The organism is Chitinimonas koreensis (assembly GCF_014353015.1).
GTDB lineage: Bacteria > Pseudomonadota > Gammaproteobacteria > Burkholderiales > Chitinimonadaceae > Chitinimonas > Chitinimonas koreensis.
In genome coordinates this window covers 4,285,862-4,305,696 of record NZ_CP060704.1, presented here as the reverse complement: position 1 = coordinate 4,305,696, position 19,835 = coordinate 4,285,862, and the positions used below count along the sequence as shown (strand labels likewise).

Genomic DNA, 19,835 nt, shown 5'->3' with positions numbered 1-19,835 from the left:
GCTTGTGCCTACAGGGATTTTCGGAAATTGAAACACTCGACCACCAGCCCCTCGCGGAAGTAGAAGCGGTGCGCGTCGGTGCGCTGGGTGCCGGAATCGAGGATGAAGTTGCGTGCGCCGAGCCGCCGCGCTTCCTGTTGGAGCCAGTCGAGCAGGGTGCGGCCGACGCCTCGTGAGCGCCGGCTGGAGGTGGTCACCAGATCGTCCACGTAGAACTTGGTGCCGGAAAAGGTATCGCGGTAGCAGCGGTAGAGCGCCACGCCGAGCACGTCCTCGCCGTCGGCCGCGATCACCAGGCGGCCGCCGTCGGCGAAGATGCCGGCCAGCTGGCCGGCGTAGTCGGGCTGGATCTGCGGCCGCAGCTCGCGGTGCACGGCCTCGGCGCGCGCCAGCCATTCGGCGTGGATCGCCTGGCCCTGGTCGTCGCTGAGACGGATGATCTGGATTTCGTTCTGCATGAGGGCCTCGGCGCGGGGCGGTCAGACCGCGTGGCGTTTGCGGTAACCGGCCAGGAAGCGCTCGATCCGGTCCAGCGCTTCCTCGAGCTCGTCGAGATGGGCAGGAACACCACGCGCAGGTGGTCCGGCGTCGGCCAGTTGAAGCCGGTGCCCTGGACCAGCAGCACTTTTTCTTCTTCGAGCAGCTCGGTGATGAAGGCCTGGTCGTCGGCGATCGGGTAGATCTTCGGATCGAGCCGCGGGAACAGGTAGAGCGCGCCCTTGGGCTTGACGCAGCTGACGCCGGGGATGGCGGTCAGCCGCGCCCAGGCCAGGTCGCGCTGGCGCGTCAGCCGGCCGTTGGGCGCCACCAGCTCGGCGATGCTCTGGTAGCCGCCGAGCGCGGTCTGGATCGCGTGCTGGCTCGGCACGTTGGCGCACAGCCGCATCGAGGCGACGATGTTGAGGCCGTCGATGTAGTCCTGGGCATGGCGCTTGTCACCCGAGAGGACCATCCAGCCGGCGCGGTAGCCGCAGGCGCGGTAGTTCTTCGACAGGCCGTTGAAGGTGACGCAGAACACGTCCTCGGCCAGCGAGGCGAGGCTGGTGTGGCTGTGGCCGTCGTACAGCGTCTTGTCGTAGATCTCGTCGGCGTAGACGATCAGCTCGTGCTCGCGGGCGATCTGCAGGATGCCGCGCAAGAGGTCGTCGGGGTAGAGCGCGCCGGTCGGGTTGTTCGGGTTGATCACCACGATGGCGCGGGTGCGCTCGGTGATCTTGGAGCGGATGTCGTCGAGGTCGGGCAGCCAGCCGTTGGCTTCGTCGCACAGGTAGTGGCGCGCGGTGCCGCCCGACAGCGAGATGGCGGCGGTCCACAGCGGGTAGTCCGGCGCCGGCACCAGCACCTCGTCGCCGTTGTCCAGGAGCGCGTTCATGCTCAAGAGGATCAGCTCGGACACGCCGTTGCCGATGTAGATGTCCTCGATGCCGACGCCCTTGATGCCCTTCTGCTGGGCGTAGTGCATCACCGCCTTGCGCGCCGAGAACAGGCCCTTGGAATCGGCGTAGCCGCCGGCGTGCGGCAGGTTGAGGATCACGTCGTGGACGATCTCCTCGGGCGGCTCGAAGCCGAACACCGCCAGGTTGCCGATATTGAGCTTGATGATGCGCTGGCCGTCTTCTTCCATCTGCTTGGCGCGGGCCAGGGCCGGACCGCGGATCTCGTAGCAGACCTTGTCGAGCTTCTGGCTTTTCTTGACGGCGCGCATCGTGGGCAATCGGGGGTGTCGAGGGGAGCGGACGATGGTAGCAAAGTTTCTTGCACCGCAATATTCGCTTTGGGACACGGCTTTATTCCCTGCCGCGGCGGGTAAAATGGCGGCTTCGACCCCTTGTCGCCCCAGTCACCCACCTCATGAAACTGCACGCCCACGCGCCGACCCACCTCAATGTCTTCACCGGCTACGGCGCCGATCACGTCTCGATCAACCAGCAGCGCCACGAGGGCAGCCTGATCGTGGCGCCGACCTCGATCGAGCCGTGGCGGCCGGCCAGCTTCGCCGAGCTGAGCGAGGACGACTTCGCCGCGCTGCTGGCGCTGCAGCCCGAGGTGGTGCTGCTCGGCACCGGCAGCAGGCTGCAGTTCCCGCATCCGCGCCTGACCCGCGCGCTGATGGCGGCCCACGTCGGCGTCGACGCGATGGACCTGTCGGCGCTGTGCCGCACCTTCAACATCCTGGTGGCGGAAGACCGCCGGGTGGTCGCCGCGGTGCTGTTCGGCTGAGGCCGGCCGCTTCCGCGTCGATCCGGTCGTCGCCCTGCACGCTGCCGGGGCGGCAAGCCGTCTTTACTTCAAATCATTCCGGAACGAACCAGGAATCCAACGCGATGAATTGCCATTCCGCCGCGTCGCGGCCGTCGTTTGTTGCATTGCAATATATTCTCCGCCGGCCCGTGCTGGCCGCCTTGGCTGCGATGCTGGCGCCGAGCCTGCTGGCGGCCTCGCTCAGCGGCGCCGGCTCGACCTTCGCCGAACCGCTGTACCAGCGCTGGGGCGAGCTCTACCGCCAGCAGGGCGGCGCCGAGGTGGCTTACGCCGGCGTGGGCTCGGGCGAGGGCGTCAAGCGCATCGCGGCCAAGCAGGTCGACTTCGGCGGCTCGGACGAGCCGCTCAAACGCGCCGAGCTCGACGAGAAGGGCCTGCGCCAGTTCCCGGTGGCGATGGGCGCGATCGTGCCGGCGGTGAACCTGCCCGGCGTGCCGGACGGCGCGCTCAAGCTCAACGCCGACGTCCTGGCCGGCATCTACACCGGCCGCATCAAGCGCTGGACCGACGCCGCCATCCTCAACCTCAACGACGAGATCGCGCCGAAGATCCCGGACCTGCCGGTGAAGCCGGTGTTCCGCTCCGACGCCTCGGGCTCGACCTTCGTGTTCAGCTATTACCTGTCCGCGCGCTCGGCCGACTGGAAGAAGGGGCCGGGCGTGGGCAAGCAGCTGGCGGGGCTCGCCGGCAGCGGCGGCCAGGGCAGCGGCGGGGTGGTCGAGCGGGTCAGGGCGGTGCCGGGCTCGATCGGTTACGTCGAATTCGGCCGCGCGCTGAAGGACAAGCTCAACGTGGCGCAACTGCCCAATCGCGTCGGCACCTTCGTCAAGGCCAGCGCGGCCTCGATCCAGGCCGCGGCGCAGTTCGAGGCGGAAAAGCTGCTGTACGCCGGCGACCCGGATTTCTACCTGGTGCTGGCCGACAGCGACACCTACGCCGGCTGGCCGATGGCGACCGCGACCTTCGCGCTGCTGCCGCGCGGCAAGGAGGCGCTGAAGACGCTGGACTTCCTGTTATGGGGCTATCGCAACGGCGACGCTGCGCTGCGCGAGCTCGGCTACGTGGCGCTGCCGGAGTCGATGAAGATCGGTGTGCGCAAGGCGTGGAGTCGCCAGTACGGCTTCAAGGCCGGCGCTTGAATCACCCGGAGCTGCGGCTCGGTCTGAGGTGAAACGCCCGGCGGAGCCGGGCGCTTGCGATCAATGCAAGCTCGACCACCGGCCTTCCCTGATTTATTCCTACTCCCCCGCCCTCGCCGTGCCGGGGTCCCCATGAAGTCGGAGACTTCGTGGGGTGGGCCAGAGCGAGCCTCGCTTCGCTCGAGGCTACAACGCCAGTGAGCACTTAATGACAGGCCGCGCGCCGCGCATTTCATCGCGTTTCGCCGCGATTCGGGCCGTCCGGCCGGGCATTCGTCGCATGGCAGCGGCAGCCGGCCGGCGCCGCGGGCATGCTGCGCCCACAACTTTGCTCTCCCCAGAACAACAGTTGACTCGCGCGCCGATCCCCCGGATCGGCGCTTTTTATTGCGCGGTACAATCGCGGCTCCCCCGAAAACAACGAGACGCCCGCCATGATCCCGCTGCCGCCCGCCCACCTGATCGCCCAGCAAGTCGCCGCCTCGCTCGCCGAGGACATCGGCGCCGTCGACTGGAGCGCCCGCCTGATCCCGGCCGACCGTCCCGGCCACGCGACCGTGATCGCGCGCGAAGCGGCGGTGGTGTGCGGCCAGGCCTGGTTCGACGAATGCTTCCGCCAGGTCGATCCGGCGGTGCGCGTCGACTGGCGCGTGGCCGAGGGCGAAACCGTGGCGGCCGGCACCGTGCTGTGCGGCATCGAAGGCCTGGCGCGCGCGCTGCTGACCGGCGAGCGCGGCGCGCTCAACTTTCTGCAGACGCTGTCGGCGGTCGCCACCACCACCCGGCGCTACGTCGAGGCGGTCGAGGGCACCTCGGCCCGCGTCCACGACACCCGCAAGACCCTGCCGGGCCTGCGGCTGGCGCTGAAGTACGCGGTGCGCGTCGGCGGCGGCCAGAACCAGCGCATGGGGCTGTACGACGGCATCCTGATCAAGGAGAACCACATCGCCGCGGCCGGCGGCATTGCCCCGGTGATGGCGGCCGCGCGCGCGCTGGCGCCGAGCGGGGTGAGCATCCAGATCGAGGTGGAGAGCCTGGCCGAGCTCGACCAGGCGCTGGCCGCCGGCGCCACGGCGATCCTGCTCGACAACATGAGCCACGACGACATGCGCGAGGCGGTGCGCCGCAGCGCCGGCCGCGCCGAGCTCGAGGCGAGCGGCGGGGTGGAGCTGGCGACCGTGCGCGCGATCGCCGAGACCGGGGTGGACCGCATCTCGATCGGCCGGCTGACCAAGGACGTGCAGGCGATCGACCTGTCGATGCGCTTCGCCTTCGATTGAGCTCGGGCGGTGGCCGGCTGCTTGAGCGGGCGCCTGCCCGAACGATATGGCGCCCGGCCTCGACAGATCCATGTAGTTGCGGCTTCAGCCTCGAAAGCGACCTTGCCGCCATGGCTTTCGCGGCTGAAGCCGCGCTTGCGCGCTTGCCGTCGTGATGGCGGCGCAGCCGATGCGGCCGGCGCTCAGTCGCGTAGCGCCCGTGCGGCCACCCAGCAGTCGACCCGCACGGCGCCGGCCGCGAGCAGGCTGCGCGCCAGCTCGTCGAGGCTGGCGCCGGTGGTCATCACGTCGTCGACCAGCGCGACATGGCGGCCGGCCAGCCCGTCCGCCACTGCGAAGGCGCCGCGGATGCTGCGGCGGCGTTCGTCCCACGGCAGGCTGGCCTGCGGCGGCGTGTCCTTGATCCGGCGTACGGCATGCCGATCCAGCGGCAAGCCCAGCGCGGTCGCCAGCCGCTGCGCCAGCAACTGCGATTGATTGAAGCCGCGCTCGCGCAGCCGGGCCGGATGCAGCGGCATGGCGACCAGCAGCTCGGGCCGTTCGGCCGTGGCGGCGGCCCGGGCCAGGCCATCGGCCAGCGGATGGGCGAGGGCCAGGTCGTGGCCATACTTGAAGGCGGGATCAGCCGGTCGAGCGGCCAGCGGTAGGCCCAGGCCGCGACGGTGGCGGCATAGGCCGGCGGCGATCGCAGGCAGGCGCCGCAGCGTTCGCCCTGCGGCGTCGGCAGCGCGCAGACCGGGCAGCGCGAGGTGGTCAGCCAGGGCAGCTCGGCGCGGCAGCCGGCGCACCAGCCGTCCGCCGCCGCGTCGGCCGCGCACAGCAGGCAGGCTTGCGGCAGCAGAAGGTCGAGCAGGCGGGCGCGCTTCGATCGATTCATGATTTCCGGCATCGCCACGCTCGGCAACCGCACGACGGCCTTACTTGTTGATCTTGCTGCGCTGATTCGCCTGCTTGAGCGGGTAGTCCACGCCGAGCTGCGCAGTCATCTCGTCGACGTAGCGTTGGGGTGCGGTGTAGGTGGCGCCGATATCGGCGGCGAAACGACGGACCTGGTGATGCTGTCGCAGGCGCAGAAGGTTGTCGATCTTGGGATCGTCGCTTTTCGGTTCGACCTGATGGCGCAGCTTCCTCTCGACCTCCTTGCGCTGCGATGACTGCAAGTCCTGTTGGGTCGCCGCATCCATATGACTGCCGAGCCGGGCCTGGCTGCTGGTTCCGTTGCCGAAGGGGGCTACATAGTTCCAGCCGTTTTGCGGCCGCTTCAGGGAAAAGACGCCCTTGTTGCCGACTGCGCGGACCTGGGCGAGGTCGTACCTCATGCTGGTGAGCACGTCCGGATCGGACAGCGGCTGGCTGCTCGGGTGGTTGTGGGTGACCACCATGCCCTGCATTTCGTCGGCATCGTTGGTCCGGCGCAGCTCCTGGAAGTCGACCGTATTCGGAGCGTTGCGGTTGTTGCCGTGGGCGTGGCCGTGCTGCACCGCCAAGCTGTAGGGCTTGCTGAGGTCGTTCGCGCGATAGGCCGCGCCCATCTCGTTGCCGGCCCTGCGGTGCACCATCATGGTTTCGAGGTAGGGCAGCGAATGCTCGCGATAGAGATAGGTGTCGCGCTCGTCGTAGTTGCTGTGGCTGGCTTCGCGGCCCATCCGCTCGAGCATCTCGCCGTGCCGCCGGTCGAGATCCAGCTTCTTCAGCGCGGTCTTTTCCCTGAGCTTGCCGAGCAAGGCGCTCTTGCCGGCCAGGCTCTGCTGCATGCTGGCGGCCTCGCTCTGCCGCTGGCGGGCCGCGGTCATCGATCGCTGGGCGACCGGCTGCAACTGCTGATGCACGTCGGCCATCATCGCGGCCTTCTTGCGGGCCTGGCTGCGCCAGAGCTGCACCGGCTGCGAGGACGCCATCTGCGCCTTGCTCAGGCCGATATCGACCCGACCCGAGGCGATCGGCGCGTAGTGGCCCATCGGTCCGTCGCCGCCGCCGTTCGGCTTGCGGCCGCCCGAGCCGCCCATGACCATCAGCGAACCCATGGTCTTCGATCGTTGCCTGTTCATTGCGTCCTCCGTCCCGCGTGTTGATCTTGGCTTCTTCGCCGGCCTGGCCGGCCAGTGCGGCATGATAAAGAAGCAAACGTGGAGAAACGATGGATTCGGCCGGGCGGCGGCCGACGGGCGAGGCGCCGGTGAAAGCGCCGGCACCTTCGCCGCGCCGACGCCGAGCGCATCGGCCGCGGCCGGTCGGGTCACTCGTTGTCGATCAGGCAGATCACGCGCTGGCGGCCCGACAGCACCTGGGTGCCGCCGCGCGCCTCGTCGAGGAAGACGATGGTGTCGATGAAGCCGGCGCCGCCGACGAAGCTCTCGAAGTTGGTGACCAGGCCGTGCTCGATGATCCGCGTGTCGGCGCTGTCCTCTTCGACGCTCCAGGTGAACTCGCCCACCCAGTCGGGCGGGAAGGCGATGCCGAGCTGGTAGCCGCCGATCCAGTCGCGGATACCCCACAGCCCTTCGCGCTCGTAATACCGCTGCAGCTCGTCGCTCACCTTGCTGAACGCCGCCCCGACCTTGCCGAACTCCAGCAGCACTTCGAGCGCGCCGGCCGCGACGCTGCTGGCCCGCTGCAGCGCGTCCGGCACCGCCTTCCCCAGGAAGAACTGGCGCGCGGTATTGGCGTGGTAGCGGTGCAGCACCGCGCACGGGTCGAGCAGCAACTGGCCCTGGCCGATCGGCCGGTCGCCGGACAGCGCGTGGCAGTAGTTGCGGGTACGCGAAACGGTGTTGTGCAAGGCACTGGTTTCGCCGCCTTCGTCGGCCATGTAGGTTTCCATCAGGGCCCACACCTGGCGCTCGGTCATGCCGGGCTTCAGGACCTGTTCCAGCCTGGCATAGGCCCGGTCGAGGATCAGCGAGGCCGCGCGGATCAGCGCGATCTCCTCGTCGGACTTGATGCTTTGCAGCGCGCGCAGCATGACCGAGACGTCCCGCACCGCCAGATCGCGGCGCTGCAACTGCGTCGCCAGGTTGTCGGTGGTGGCCGCGTTCTGCCGCGGCGACCATTTTTCGATCCCCACCGTTCCGCTCAGCCAGGACGGCGTTTCGGCAGCGAGCGCCTCCAGCACGTAGGCATGCGCGCCGTCCAGGTCCGGGTCGCCGCCTGCGGGGTGCCGGAGGTCGGTGGCGATCGAGGTGAAGGCGATCAGGTGGGCATGGTCCTGGGTGTCGAACACGATCAGGCGGTCGTGATCGCGGTGGACGGCCGTGAAGTTGACCGGGGGCCAGGCCGTGCTCGAACCGGTGCGGTACCAGCGCGCCTGGTAGCCATGCAGCCAGCACTGCGATTCCGGCGAGGACAGCAGCACCAGGTCGACCCCGGCCGCCGTCATCGCGGCCCGAAGCCTCGCCAGGCGCGCGCGGTATTCCTCGCCGGAGAACGGGGCGCGGCGTGCCTCGACCCGCTCGTCGACCAGGTCCTGCAGCTGCTGCAGTTCTTCCGGCGTGAAGGCCATGGCGATCCCTACCTGGCGGTCTTGAACAGGTTGAAATAGCGGCCGATCAGCTTCTGCGCCGCCGGCGCTATCGGCTGCCTGGCCGTCAGCCTGGCGAGCGCTTCCTGGGTCAGGAAGATCTTGGGATCGCCGGCGATCTTCTTGTCCACGAACGGCGCCGACTTGAGATTGGGATTGGCGTAATTGACGGTGTTGGAGATCTCGGCCGCCACCTTGGGCTCGAGGACGTGCGCGATCCATTTGTGGGCGTTGTCGACGTTCCGGGCGTCCTTCGGGATCGCCATGCTTTCGATCGACATCACGGTTCCCTTCTTCGGCACCACGTATTCGATCTTCTGCCCGTTCCCGGCCTTCTCGGCGCGGTCCTTGGCCATGTAGGTGTCGCCGTTGAAGGCCATCGCCACGCAGACGTCGCCGCCGGCCAGCAGGTCGATCGGCGAGCTGTTGAACACCCGCACGTCGGCGCGCACCTGCTTGAGCACCTCGTTGGCGGCCTTGAGCCGGGCCTCGCTGTAGTCGTTGGCGTCGCGGCCGAGGTAGATGTTGACCATCGAATAGACGTCGCTGCCGATGTCCAGGAAGGAGATGCCGCAGGACTTGAGCTTGCGGGTGTACTTCGGATTGAAGATCAGCTCCCACTCGTCGGCCGGCAGCGGCTCGGCGCCGAGCACCTTCTTCACCTTGTCGACGTTGATGCCGAAGGCGGTGGTGCCCCACATATAGGGCACCAGGAACTTGTTGCCCGGGTCGGCCATTTCGGCCTTCTTCAGGATCTCGGGGTTGAGGTTGCCCCAGTTGGGAATCCTGGACTTGTCCAGCGGCAGGTAGACGCCCGCCTGGATCTGCCTGGCGGCGAATTCGAGCGAGGGCACCACGATGTCGTAGCCCGACTTGCCGGTCAGCAGCTTGGCCTGCAGCGTCTCGTTGCTGTCGTAGACGTCGTAGTTGACCTTGACGCCGTTGGCCCGCTCGAAGCTGGGCACGGTCTGCGCGCCGACGTAATCGTTCCAGTTGTAGATGTTCAGCTGGCCGGCGGCCTGGGCCGTCAGCGACAGGGTCGCCACGGCGCCCGCCGCGAGGATGTCCAGGTATGGCTTAACCATCGGCTTGTACTCGCTTGTCTTGGTCATGGCGTGGATTCGCTACCGCTGGGCGCTTTCGAAGCCTTCCAGCACGTTCACCGCGTTGACGCCGATGTCGGCCACCGCGTAGCCGCCTTCGAGCACGAACAGCGTCGGCACGCCCAGCGCTGCGATCCGCTCGCCGATGCGCAGGTAGTCGTCGCTGTCCAGCTTGAACTGCGAGATCGGGTCGTCCTTGAAGGTGTCCACGCCCAGCGACACCACCAGCGCCGTGGCGCCGCTGCGGGCGATCTGCGCGCAGGCGTCGTCCAGCGCGGCGCGCCACAGCGCGAAGCCGCTGCCCAGCGGCAGGGGATAGTTGAAGTTGCTGCCCAGCCCGTCGCCTTCGCCGCGCTCGTCGGCATAGCCGAGGAAGAACGGGTACTCGTCGGCCGGATGGCCGTGGATCGAGGCGAACACCACGTCGGCGCGGCGGTAGAAGATCGCCTGGCTGCCGTTGCCGTGGTGGTAGTCGACGTCCAGCAGCGCCACCTTGGCGGCGCCGGCGTCGCGCCAGGCCTGGGCGGCGATGGCGGCGTTGTTCAGGTAGCAATAGCCGCCGGCGAAATCGGTCCCGGCGTGGTGGCCGGGCGGCCGGCACAGCGCGAAGGCGCCGCGCGCGCCGGCCAGCAGCGCATCCAGCCCGGTCAGCGCGCAGTCGAGCGAAGCCTGCGCCGCCTGCCAGGTGCCGGCACAGATCGGCGCGCTGGCGTCCATCGCGTAATAGCCGGCCTTGCCGTCGATATGGCGCGGCGCCAGCTGGCGCAGGCTGCGCACCGGGTAGACATAGGGCAGCACGTCGCCCTTGTGGCCGGCCGCCAGCCATTCGGCGTGCGCGCCGGCGAGATAGTCGAGGTAGTCGTCGCGGTGCACCCGCCGAGCGGCCGCCAGGCCGTAGGAGGACGGCAGGGCCACCGGCCCGAGTTGCCGTTCCCGCACGCGCGCCAGCACCAGGTCGGCGCGTTCGGGCTTTTCGAATACCGGGGTCAGTTCGCCGTCGAGGATCTCGAAGGCGGGCGCGTGCAGGCGGTGCTGGTCGGAGTAGACGGTGAGCATCGGGCGTTCCTTGCTGGGTGTCGTTGACGTTGTCTAGGGCCGGAAGGCGCTCGCCGATGCCGGCGCGGGCAGCGCGGACGTGCCGGCGTCCGGCCCTCACGGCAGGTGCCCGGATGTCCGGCGCCGATCAGCCGGCCAGCGGAATCGCCCGGCCTTCGACGAACACCTGCCGCACCTGCAATTGCGCGTCGAGCACCACCAGGTCGGCCCAGGCGCCCGGCTGCAGCCGGCCGCGGTCGGTCAGGCCCAGGTAGTCGGCCGGGAAGCGCGACAGCCGCTGCGAGGCGTCGGCCAGGTCCAGGCCGATCGACACCAGGTTGCGCAGCGCCTGATCCATGGTCAGCGCGCTGCCGGCCAGCGAGCCGCCGGACGCCAGCCGCACGCAGCCCATGCATTTGTATACGCGCTGCGGGCCCAGCGCGTATTCGCCGTCGGGCATGCCGGTGGCGGCGGTGGCGTCGGTGATGCCGTACAGCTTGGGAATGGCGCGCAGCGCGGACCGCAAGGCGCCGGGGTGGACGTGCTGCAGGTCGGGGATGATCTCGGCGTACTCGGCGTGCGCCAGCGCGGCGGCGGCGATGCCGGGCTCGTAGTGGTCGAGCGCGGTCATGCCGTTGAACAGGTGGGTGAAACCGGCCGCGCCGGCCGCGAGCGCCGCCACGCCGTCGTCGTAGCTGCCGGCGCTGTGGCCGACCTGGACGCGGATGCCCAGCGCGCTGATCGGCCCGATCAGTTCGAGTTGGCCGGGAATCTCGGGCGCCATGGTCAGCACCTTGATCGGCGCCAGCGCGTGCAGCCGGCGCACTTGCTCGAGCGTGGCCGGCACCACCAGCGGCGGCTGGGCGCCGAGCCGGAGCAGGCTCAGGTAGGGGCCTTCGAGGTGGACGCCGAGGATGCGCGCGCCGTCGGCCGGCTGTGCGGCGATGTTCCGGGCGATGCCCTGCAGCGCCCGCACGATGTCGTCTTCCGACGCGGTCATGGTGGTGGCCAGCAGCGCGGTGGTGCCGTGGCGCGCGTGCAGCCGGGCCACCGCGGCGGCGCTGTCGCCGCCCATCATCACGTCGATGCCGGCGCCGCCGTGCACGTGCAGGTCGACGAAGCCGGGCAGGATCAGGCACTGCGGCTCGGCACCGGCCGCCGCGGCATCGGCCGCCGCGGCGTCGGCCTCGCTCAGGCCCAGCACCCGCTCGGCGAAGTCGATGCGGCCCTGCAGCCAGCCCGCGGGCGTCAGGATGCGGCCGTGCAGCGCCTGGGGCTTCATTCGGCCACGATCAGTTCGATGCCGAGCCGCTGCAATCCTTCGCGGTACTCGGCGCCGATGCCGGCATCGGTGATGACGGTGTGCACGCGGTCGAGCAGCGCGATGCGGTGCAGGCTGACGCGGCCGAACTTGGACGAGTCGGTCAGCACGATGACCTTGCGTGCGCGCTCGACCATCTTGTGGTTGAGGCTCGCCTCGGCCTCGTGGTGGGTGGTCAGGCCGAACTGCAGGTCCAGCCCGTCCACGCCGAGGAACAGCTTGTCGAAGTTGTAGGCGCCGAGGCAGGCCTCGGCCTGCGCGCCCTGGATCGACAGCGCCTGGCGGCGCAGGAGGCCGCCGGTCAGCATCAGCTCGACGCTGCTGGCATTGGCCAGCTCCCAGGCGATATTGAGGCCGTTGGTCATCACCGTGACCCCGCTCAGGTCGTGCAGGTGGCGCGCCAGCGGCATGGTGGTGGTGCCGGAGTCGATGATGATGTTGTCGCCGGGCTGCACCAGGCGCGCGGCGCAGGCGCCGATCGCTTCCTTCTGGGCGCTGTTGAGGCTGTCCTTCTGCCGCACGCTGTGCTCCTGCGGCGGGGTGCGGTTCAGCGTGGCGCCGCCGTGGTTGCGGGTGGCCAGGCCCTGGCTTTCGAGCTGGGCCAGGTCGGTGCGGATGGTGACCGCCGAGACGCCCAGCTGCGCGACCAGCTCGGAAACCTGGACGCCGCCCTGGGCGACCAGCTGCTGGAGTATCCGCTCGCGGCGTTGACTGGTGTTTCGCATGGCTGATGCTTTCCTTCGCGGTGATATGGGTTGCGAAGGCGAAAGCTTACTGCTTGCGATCGATGGTTCGAAAGTCATTTCGCGCCCTGTCTTTCGATTTTCGGCGCCGTGGCGGCTTCGTTGCGCGCGCAGGCGCGCGCATAGCGGGCCAGCACCTGGGCGACCTTGTGCTGCGCCAGCGCCGAGGGCGTCGCGGCCAGCCTGCCCAGCAGCACCTCCTCGTACTGCTCCGGCAGGAACTGGCTCAGCAGCGTCGGCGGCAGCGCCGTCTGCTCCAGGCCGGCGAACAGCCGCGCCACCGCCTGCCGCACGGCCGGTTCGCCCCAGTAGTAGCGGCAGCGGTCGCTGAGCGCGAAGCGGCGCAGCAGGCGCTGCTCGTCCGGCTTGCCGGGATAGTGTTTCTGCCAGTGGCCGGGCCGCTCGAGCATGCAGCGTTCGAGCACCTCGACCAGGTGCGAGCGCTGCTCGACGGGCAGCAGCTCGCGTTCGATCGCGGCCAGCGCGAACAGCGCCTCGCGCAGCGCATAGGTCGCCGCCGGGCCGACCTTGAGGATGGCGAAATGGTCGCGTACCAGCGCATGCAGCGCGGTTTCGGTCTGGTAGTCGGTCGAATGGGCCTCGTAGACCAGACCGGGCTGGCCGGCGACGAAGGCCGACAGCGCAGCGGCGGCGGCCGGGTCGTAGTGCTGGATGCGGCTGTGGTCGAAATCGACGCCGGGCTGCACCACCAGCGCCACCACCCGCTGCCAGGCGGCGTCCAGCCCGGCGGCGGCGAAGGCCTGGCGGTGCGCGTCCAGCGTCTGCGCCGCCGCCTCGGGCCGGGTCACCGCCACGCCGGCGCCGAGCGAGGCCTCGCCGCCGGGCACCGGCACCTCGGTGCCGATCACGTAGACCGGCGGCGCCAGCCCGGCGCGGGCGGCGCTGGCCTCGGCGACCGCGGCCAGCCGGGCCGAGCGCGCGGCCACCAGGTCGTCGGACAGCCGCGCCGGGTCGTCGGCGCAGGCCATGCTGCAATCGAGGTGGATCTTGTGGAAGCCGGCCTCGACGTAGGCGGCGATCAAGGTGCAGGCGCGCGCCATCGCGGTCTCGGCCGGCAGCTGTTGCCAGGCGTTGGGGCCGAGGTGGTCGCCGCCGAGCACGATGCGTTCGGCCGCAAAGCCCTGTTCGGCCGCCAGCCGCAGCACGAAGTCGCGGAACTGCGGCGGCGTCATGCCGGTGTAGCCGCCGAACTGGTCGACCTGGTTGGAGGTCGCCTCGATCAGCAGCGGCGTGCCGTAGCGCTGCGCCACCTGCATCGCGGCGCGCAGCACCTGCTCGTTGCTGCAGCAGACGCTGTACAGCCCGACCGGCTCGCCGCGCCGGTGGGCGGCGACCAGGGCCTGGACGGGAGAGGCCGCGGCGCGGCTCGGGACGATGGACATGGGCATTCCTGGCATGAAGGGCGGATCAGGCTCGGTCGTGCTGGCGCGCCAGCAGCGCCGCACCGCGCGCGCCGCCGGCGTCGCCGAAGGCCGGCGGCACGATGGGCGGCACGCGCGCCCCCTTGAACAGATGGCGCGCCACCGCAGCGGGCAGATCGCGGTAGAGGTGGCCGAGCCTGGACAGCCCGCCGCCGAGCACGAACACATGCGGGTCCAGCGCCAGCACCAGGCCGGCCAGGCCGTGGGCCAGCAGGTCGAGATGGATCGCCAGCGCCTGCTGCGCCAGCGCCTCGCCGCGGCCGGCGCGCTCGGCGATCTCGGGCGCGTCGCAGCCCGGCCGCAGCTCGGCTTGCCGATCGACATGGCGGTACAGCATGGCCAGCCCGCTGCCGGATACGTAGCGCTCGAGGCAGCCGCGCAGGCCGCAGGGACAGTCGAGCAGCGGCAGCCGGTGGCGGGCCAGCAGGCTGGCCGGAATCGACCAGTGGCCCCACTCGCCGGCCAGGCCGTTGTAGCCGGCCACCAGCCGGCCGCCGAGGCAGTAGCCGCCGCCGGCGCCGGTGCCGAGGATGACGCCGAACATGCTGTCGAATTCCTGGGCCGCGCCGCCATTGGCCTCGGACAGCGCGAAGCACTGGCAGTCGTTTCCCATCCGCACCGGCCGCGCCAGCCGGGCCGCCAGCGCCGGCGCCACCTGGCGGCCGTTCAGCGCCGGCACGTTGGAGCTCAGCTGGCCGCCGCTGGCCGCGTCGACGATGCCGGGCATGCCGAGGCCGACCGGTACCGGCGCGGCCCCGTCGGGCACGCCGAGCGCCCGGTCGGCCGCTTCGACCAGGCCGGCCACGGCGGCGACGAAGGCGTCGAAATCCTGCGCCGGCGTGGCGATGCGCTGGCGGTGGCAGACATCCAGCGCGGCGTCGCAGGCGACCAGCTCGATCTTGCTGCCGCCGATGTCGATGCCGTAGTGGTAGCGCTCAGTCGAGGTCATGGGAATGGATGGTCACGCCCTGGACGACGCGGTTGACCGTGCCGTCGGGGAAAGGGTTGTCGGGCGTCAGGCCCTGCACCACCGACTGGTGCAGGGCGAACTGCTGGGCCACCAGCAGCCACAGCGGCGCCAACCAGCCGTCGGAGCATCCGACCGGCCCGGCGCCGGCAGCCGCAGCGACGGCCGGCGCGGCAACGGCCGGCGCGGCGAAGGCGGCCGCCTCGCCGGGGCCGATCGACAGCACGGCCGCAGCGACCCGGTCACGCCGCAATTCGTCCAGCAGGTCCTGCTCGTAGCGCTGCGCGACGGCCGAGACGCTGCGGAACATCAGCACCACGGTAGCGGGATTCAGCATCGACTTGGGGCCGTGGCGGAAGCCCAGCGGCGTATCGGCGATCGCCAGCGCGCGCCCGCCGGTCAGCTCCAGCACCTTCAGCGCCGCCTCGCGCGCCAGCGCCTCCAGCGGACCGCTGCCGAGGTAGACGACCCGCTCGTACGGCTTCCACGCCAGTTGCGCGACGGCCGGCGACCAGTCGGCCAGCGCCGACTCGGCCTGGCCGGCCAGTTGCCGGATCCGTTCCAGCCGTTCGCGCCACGGCGCGCGTTCCAGCACCGCCAGCGCCGCCAGCAGCATCGCACTGAAGCTGCTGGTCATGGCGAAGCCGCGGTCGCAGCTTCCGGCCGGCATCAGCAGATTCAGGCTGTCGTCGCGCTCCGCGTTGTCGCGCAGCAGGGCGCCGTCGGGGTTGCAGGTGATGTTGAGGAAGCGCACCGACGCGACGCGCTGGCGCAGCAACGCCACCGCCGCCAGGCTTTCCGGGCTGTTGCCGCTGCGGGCGAAGGACACCAGCAAGGTGGGCTGCTCGCGCGTCAGGTAGCACTCGGGATGGGTCAGCAGGCTGGTGCTGGCGATCGCACGCACCTGCGCCGGCCAGGCGCCGGCCTGGCTGTCGGCCGCAATCTGGCCGATGTAGGCCGAGCTGCCGGCGCCGGTCAGGATCACGCGGTGGCCGGGTTGCGCCAGCCAATCGCCCAGGAAGCCCTCGATGCGAGCCTGCTGCGCCGCCAGCGTATCGGCCAGCGCGCGCCAGACGGCGGGCTGCTGGGCGATCTCGCGGGCGGTATCGAGGCCGCCGAGCTGGAGCCAGGCGGACGGGTCGCGTTGCAGGAGGAGCGGTGGTGGCGAGGGTCGATTCATGTTCGAAAGTTCCTGGGATGAGCAAACGATAGTTTTTATCCTTCGATTTGTCAACGAAAGGTCAAAAATGAAAAGTCATGTTGGATCGTGTCGACTGGATAGCCGCGACACCGGGCTGTCGTTCAGATACAATTCATTGATATAAAAGGTAAATAACAAGAGCTTGGAGCCGGAAGGCACATCCGGAGCGGGCAAGCGCATACCGTTTCATGTGCTTTTCTTGGAAAGAAACGACAGCACGAACCCACGCCGGAGGCGGGCCTCGGACGGACGGGAGCGCATGCGGGTCCAGCCGAGTGTTGTCATTTTGCGCCTGAATTTTCCATTTCTTGCTTTTCTTCTTTCGATTTCTTGACTTGTGCTGCGACCACCGTCTAGATTCGAGTTTCGATATTTGGAATATATAAACGATGGGTCGCATGGCTATGCACGGAATCGGAATCGCAGGCGGGCCCGGGATCGCGGCGCTGGTCGCCCTGGCGCTGCTGCCCGGTCAGGCCGGCGCGGTTCCGCTCGGCAATCTGCGCCAGTTCCAGGCGCTGACGGCGGCGGAGGCGGGCACCGAGGCGCCGACCGCCTGGGTGCTGCGCACCGATGCCGGCATGCGCGTGCGGATCAGCCTGCTGCGCGCCGACGTGGTCCGCATCGAAGCCGGCGTGCGCGACCGGTTGCAGCCGCCGGGCGACAAGGCTGCGCCCATCGTGTTGCCGGCGGCGCGGGCGGCGGTGCCCTACCAGCTCGACGAGCAGGCCGACCGGCTGCAGATCCGCACGGCGGCGCTGGCGCTGCGCATCTACCGCAAGCCGCTGCGTTTCGAGCTCGACCGGGTGGCGGCCGATGGCGCGCTGCAGCCGTTGTGGCGCGAGCTGCAGCCGCTGGAGCTCGGCCGCGACGCCAGCGTGCAGACGCTGTCGAGCGATGCCGGCGAGCGCTTCTTCGGCGGCGGCCAGCAGAACGGCCGCTTCGAATTCAAGGGCCGCCAGCTCGAGGTGTCGTATTCGGGCGGCTGGGACGAAGGCGACCGGCCCAATCCCGCGCCCTTCCTGCTGAGCTCGCGCGGCTGGGGCATGCTGCGCAACACCTGGAGCGACGGCGGCTACGACCTGCGCCAACCCGACCGGGCCCTGCTGCAGCACCGCGAGGAGCGCTTCGATGCCTATTACTTCGTCGGTCCGACCCTGCGCGAGGCGCTCGACCGCTATACCGAGCTGACCGGCCGCGCCCGCCTGCTGCCGCGCTGGGGCTACGAATACGGCGACGCCGATTGCTACAACGACGGCGACAACGGCAAGAAGCCCGGCACCGTGCCGGCCGGCTGGAGCGACGGGCCGACCGGCACCACGCCGGACGTGATCGCCTCGGTCGCCGAGCAGTACCGCCGCCACGACATGCCCGGTGGCTGGATCCTGCCGAACGACGGCTACGGCTGCGGCTACACCGACCTGCCGCAGGTGGTGCAGGGCCTGCGCCGGCTCGGTTTCCGCACCGGGCTGTGGACCGAGGACGGCGTCGGCAAGATCGCCTGGGAAGTCGGCCAGGCCGGCACCCGGGTGCAGAAGCTCGACGTGGCCTGGACAGGCCAGGGCTATCAGTTCGCCATGGACGCCAACCAGTCGGCGGCCGACGGCATCCTGCAGAACTCCGATTCGCGCCCCTTCGTCTGGACCGTGATGGGTTGGGCCGGCATCCAGCGCCACGCGGTGGCCTGGACCGGCGACCAGAGCGGCAGCTGGGACTTCATCCGCTGGCACATCCCGACCCTGGTCGGCTCGGGCCTGTCCGGCATGGCCTACGCCACCGGCGACGTCGACGGCATCTTCGGCGGCAGCCCCGAAACCTATACCCGCGACCTGCAATGGAAGGCCTTCACGCCGGTGCTGATGGGCATGTCCGGCTGGTCGGCCGCGGTGCGCAAGCATCCGTGGTGGTTCGACGAGCCCTACCGCAGCCTCAACCGCGACGCGCTCAAGCTGCGCATGCGGCTGATGCCCTATCTCTACACCCTGGCGCGCGAGACCGAGCAGACCGGCGCGCCGATGGTGCGCGGCCTGATGTGGGACCACCCGGCCGATCCGCACGCTTTCGGCGAGGACTACAAGCAGCAGTTCTTCCTCGGCCGCGATTTCCTGGTCGCGCCGGTGTTCCGCAGCCAGGCCGCCAGCGGCGGCTGGCGCCGCGGCGTCTACCTGCCCGAGGGGCGCTGGATCGACTACCGCGACGGCCGGGTGGTCGATGCCGGCAGCGAAGGCCGGCTGCTCGACTACGCGGTGACGCTCGAGACCCTGCCGGTGTTCGTGCGCGCCGGCGCCATCGTGCCGATGTACCCGGCGGCGCTGTACGACGGCCAGGTGGCCAAGGACGCGCTGACCTGGGACCTGTACCCGCAGGGCCGCTCGAGCTACACGCTGTACGAGGACGACGGCGAGACGCGGCAGTACCGCGATGGCCGCTTCAGCAGCCAGACCGTCGCGATGAGCGCGCCGGCCGACGGCGCCGGCGATATCGCGATCGCGCTCGGCGCGGTGCAGGGCGATTATCGGGGGCAGGAGGCGCGCCGTGCCTACCGGCTGCAGATCCATAGCCGCGCCCGGCCGCTGGCGGTCTCGCTGCAGGGCGGCGCGCTGCCGCAGCAAGCCAGCCGGGAAGCCTTCGAGGCCGCCGCGCAAGGCTGGTTCTTCGACGCCGCCGACCGCTACGGCACGCTGCTGGTGAAGACCGCACCGGTGTCGATCCGCGATCCGCTCGCCTTCGCAGTGCGTGCCGACCCGGCTGCCGGCCTGGCGGCGACCGCCGGCTACCCGGCCGCGCCCGAGCTCGGCCGCGCGCTGCCGGCCGACAGCCTCGCAGTGGTCGGCCGCCCGCCCGAGGAAGCCGGCCATCCGCTGGAGAACGCGCTGGACGACCAAGCCGCGACCTGGTTCAAGAGCAAGCGCGACGCGGCCGCCGTCGGGCCGCACGAATTCGTGCTGAGCCTGGGCGAACGCCGCCTGCTCGACGGCTTCGAGATCGCGCCGCGCACCGACGAGCACTGGAAATACGGCCTGGTGAAGGATTTCGAGCTCTACCTGGCCGACCGCAACGGCGACTGGGGCAGCCCGGCGGTGCGCGGCCGGCTCGCGCGGCGGCAGGGCGTGCAGACGGTGGACTTCGCGCCGCGCATCGGCCGCTTGCTGCGCTTTCGCGTGATCAGCACCTACGACGCCGAGGCCGAGCTGGACGAGGCGGACGGCGGCAAGCCCGCCGATCCGGTGCCGGCGGCGGTGCCGGCGGCCTACGACGCGCTGCAGCCGGACAAGGTCGCGCCGATCACGCTGTCGACCTTCCGCCTGCTCGAGCACCGGCCGGCCGCACGGCCCGAGCAACAGCGCTACCTGTCGGAGGCGCGCTGGCTGCGCGCCGACAGCTCGCTTGGCGCGGTGGCGCGCGATCGCGCCGCCGGCGCGGCCTCGCCGATGCGCATGAACGGGCTGCAGTTCCGCCGCGGCCTGGGCGTCGGCGGCAGCAGCCGGATCGACTTCCGCCTGCGCGGCGACTGGCAGCGCTTCCGCGCCGACGTCGGTATCGACGATCGCTGCCGCGGCGACGGCGGCTTGCACTTCCAGGTCTGGGGCGACGGTCGGCTGCTGTTCGACAGCGGCCGGATCGAGGCGCCGGCGGTGGTCAAGCCGGAGCTGGACATCCGCGGCATCGGCACGCTGAGCCTTCGCACCACGGGCGCGACCGGCCGCCGGCCGGCGCGGCTGTGCGCGAACTGGGCCAACCCGCTGCTGGTCGGACTGGCCGGCGACCGGGTCGGCGACGACCGCGACGCGGGCGGAACGCACTGAGCCGCAGGCCGGCCGATCG

The 19,835-nt window shown here is 70.2% G+C and carries 15 protein-coding genes and 2 pseudogenes; 4 read left to right on the top strand and 13 right to left on the bottom strand.

Going from position 1 to position 19,835, the window contains the following annotated elements; all coding sequences use genetic code 11:
* Window positions 1-8: 8 nt before the first annotated feature.
* A complete protein-coding gene (locus H9L41_RS18010) occupies window positions 9-374 on the bottom strand; it encodes a GNAT family N-acetyltransferase (RefSeq protein ID WP_265584067.1) in 366 nt (121 codons plus the stop codon).
* 105 nt (window positions 375-479) lie between these two features.
* Window positions 480-1,705: pseudogene (locus tag H9L41_RS18005) on the bottom strand (pyridoxal phosphate-dependent aminotransferase).
* A 146-nt stretch (window positions 1,706-1,851) separates the two neighbouring features.
* Between H9L41_RS18005 and H9L41_RS18000 the strand changes: the two are divergent.
* The 3 genes from H9L41_RS18000 (at window position 1,852) to nadC (ending at window position 4,681) form a co-directional block, all read left to right on the top strand.
* The gene (locus H9L41_RS18000; RefSeq protein WP_028445321.1) at window positions 1,852-2,220 is read left to right on the top strand and encodes an Mth938-like domain-containing protein; all 369 of its coding nucleotides are present in this window, start codon (window positions 1,852-1,854) and stop codon (window positions 2,218-2,220) included.
* A gap of 146 nt (window positions 2,221-2,366) precedes the next feature.
* A complete protein-coding gene (gene pstS / locus H9L41_RS17995; protein ID WP_169730151.1) occupies window positions 2,367-3,401 on the top strand; it encodes a phosphate ABC transporter substrate-binding protein PstS in 1,035 nt (344 codons plus the stop codon).
* A gap of 434 nt (window positions 3,402-3,835) precedes the next feature.
* On the top strand, window positions 3,836-4,681 hold the full coding sequence (gene nadC, locus H9L41_RS17990; RefSeq protein ID WP_028445319.1) for a carboxylating nicotinate-nucleotide diphosphorylase: 846 nt from the start codon (window positions 3,836-3,838) through the stop codon (window positions 4,679-4,681).
* 182 nt (window positions 4,682-4,863) lie between these two features.
* Here the strand turns inward: nadC and H9L41_RS26290 are convergent, their stop codons facing one another.
* The 11 genes and pseudogenes from H9L41_RS26290 to H9L41_RS17940 form a co-directional block, all read right to left on the bottom strand.
* Complete coding sequence (locus tag H9L41_RS26290) at window positions 4,864-5,199, bottom strand: ComF family protein (protein ID WP_373282048.1); 336 nt, start codon at window positions 5,197-5,199, stop codon at window positions 4,864-4,866.
* A gap of 230 nt (window positions 5,200-5,429) precedes the next feature.
* A pseudogene (locus tag H9L41_RS26285) lies at window positions 5,430-5,558 on the bottom strand (double zinc ribbon domain-containing protein); the annotation flags it as partial.
* 40 nt (window positions 5,559-5,598) lie between these two features.
* Window positions 5,599-6,921 (bottom strand): hypothetical protein, encoded by a 1,323-nt coding sequence (locus H9L41_RS17980; protein ID WP_157461895.1) that lies wholly within the window; start codon window positions 6,919-6,921, stop codon window positions 5,599-5,601.
* Window positions 6,918-8,180: a M24 family metallopeptidase gene (locus tag H9L41_RS17975; RefSeq protein ID WP_051318822.1), complete on the bottom strand. Its 1,263-nt coding sequence runs from the start codon at window positions 8,178-8,180 to the stop codon at window positions 6,918-6,920. Before H9L41_RS17975 ends, H9L41_RS17980 begins: the two co-directional genes overlap by 4 nt.
* A gap of 8 nt (window positions 8,181-8,188) precedes the next feature.
* The gene (locus H9L41_RS17970; protein ID WP_028445316.1) at window positions 8,189-9,310 is read right to left on the bottom strand and encodes a polyamine ABC transporter substrate-binding protein; all 1,122 of its coding nucleotides are present in this window, start codon (window positions 9,308-9,310) and stop codon (window positions 8,189-8,191) included.
* Between the two features lie 12 nt (window positions 9,311-9,322).
* On the bottom strand, window positions 9,323-10,357 hold the full coding sequence (locus tag H9L41_RS17965; RefSeq protein WP_028445315.1) for a histone deacetylase family protein: 1,035 nt from the start codon (window positions 10,355-10,357) through the stop codon (window positions 9,323-9,325).
* Between the two features lie 127 nt (window positions 10,358-10,484).
* Window positions 10,485-11,618, bottom strand: coding sequence for an N-acetylglucosamine-6-phosphate deacetylase (locus H9L41_RS17960; RefSeq protein WP_028445314.1), 1,134 nt, complete (start codon window positions 11,616-11,618; stop codon window positions 10,485-10,487).
* Complete coding sequence (locus H9L41_RS17955; RefSeq protein ID WP_028445313.1) at window positions 11,615-12,382, bottom strand: DeoR family transcriptional regulator; 768 nt, start codon at window positions 12,380-12,382, stop codon at window positions 11,615-11,617. The genes H9L41_RS17960 and H9L41_RS17955 overlap by 4 nt, the downstream gene beginning before the upstream one ends.
* Window positions 12,383-12,456: 74 nt before the next feature.
* Window positions 12,457-13,803, bottom strand: coding sequence for a D-tagatose-bisphosphate aldolase, class II, non-catalytic subunit (locus tag H9L41_RS17950; RefSeq protein WP_028445312.1), 1,347 nt, complete (start codon window positions 13,801-13,803; stop codon window positions 12,457-12,459).
* Between the two features lie 25 nt (window positions 13,804-13,828).
* On the bottom strand, window positions 13,829-14,791 hold the full coding sequence (locus tag H9L41_RS17945) for an ROK family protein (RefSeq protein ID WP_028445311.1): 963 nt from the start codon (window positions 14,789-14,791) through the stop codon (window positions 13,829-13,831).
* Window positions 14,778-15,989 (bottom strand): SIS domain-containing protein, encoded by a 1,212-nt coding sequence (locus H9L41_RS17940; RefSeq protein WP_028445310.1) that lies wholly within the window; start codon window positions 15,987-15,989, stop codon window positions 14,778-14,780. The genes H9L41_RS17945 and H9L41_RS17940 overlap by 14 nt, the downstream gene beginning before the upstream one ends.
* Before the next feature lie 419 nt (window positions 15,990-16,408).
* Between H9L41_RS17940 and H9L41_RS17935 the strand changes: the two genes are divergently transcribed.
* The gene (locus tag H9L41_RS17935) at window positions 16,409-19,816 is read left to right on the top strand and encodes an NPCBM/NEW2 domain-containing protein (RefSeq protein ID WP_245589173.1); all 3,408 of its coding nucleotides are present in this window, start codon (window positions 16,409-16,411) and stop codon (window positions 19,814-19,816) included.
* Window positions 19,817-19,835 lie beyond the last annotated feature (19 nt).

What these genes read in the sequence shown, in the direction of transcription:
- H9L41_RS18000 (WP_028445321.1), top strand. Translation starts at nt 1,852, where the DNA reads ATGAAACTGCACGCCCACGCGCCGACCCACCTCAATGTCTTCACCGGC.
- nadC (WP_028445319.1), top strand. Translation starts at nt 3,836, where the DNA reads ATGATCCCGCTGCCGCCCGCCCACCTGATCGCCCAGCAAGTCGCCGCC.
- H9L41_RS26290 (WP_373282048.1), bottom strand. Translation starts at nt 5,199, where the DNA reads ATGCCGCTGCATCCGGCCCGGCTGCGCGAGCGCGGCTTCAATCAATCG.
- H9L41_RS17975 (WP_051318822.1), bottom strand. Translation starts at nt 8,180, where the DNA reads ATGGCCTTCACGCCGGAAGAACTGCAGCAGCTGCAGGACCTGGTCGAC.
- H9L41_RS17970 (WP_028445316.1), bottom strand. Translation starts at nt 9,310, where the DNA reads ATGACCAAGACAAGCGAGTACAAGCCGATGGTTAAGCCATACCTGGAC.
- H9L41_RS17965 (WP_028445315.1), bottom strand. Translation starts at nt 10,357, where the DNA reads ATGCTCACCGTCTACTCCGACCAGCACCGCCTGCACGCGCCCGCCTTC.
- H9L41_RS17960 (WP_028445314.1), bottom strand. Translation starts at nt 11,618, where the DNA reads ATGAAGCCCCAGGCGCTGCACGGCCGCATCCTGACGCCCGCGGGCTGG.
- H9L41_RS17955 (WP_028445313.1), bottom strand. Translation starts at nt 12,382, where the DNA reads ATGCGAAACACCAGTCAACGCCGCGAGCGGATACTCCAGCAGCTGGTC.
- H9L41_RS17950 (WP_028445312.1), bottom strand. Translation starts at nt 13,803, where the DNA reads ATGTCCATCGTCCCGAGCCGCGCCGCGGCCTCTCCCGTCCAGGCCCTG.
- H9L41_RS17945 (WP_028445311.1), bottom strand. Translation starts at nt 14,791, where the DNA reads ATGACCTCGACTGAGCGCTACCACTACGGCATCGACATCGGCGGCAGC.
- H9L41_RS17940 (WP_028445310.1), bottom strand. Translation starts at nt 15,989, where the DNA reads ATGAATCGACCCTCGCCACCACCGCTCCTCCTGCAACGCGACCCGTCC.
- H9L41_RS17935 (WP_245589173.1), top strand. Translation starts at nt 16,409, where the DNA reads ATGGCTATGCACGGAATCGGAATCGCAGGCGGGCCCGGGATCGCGGCG.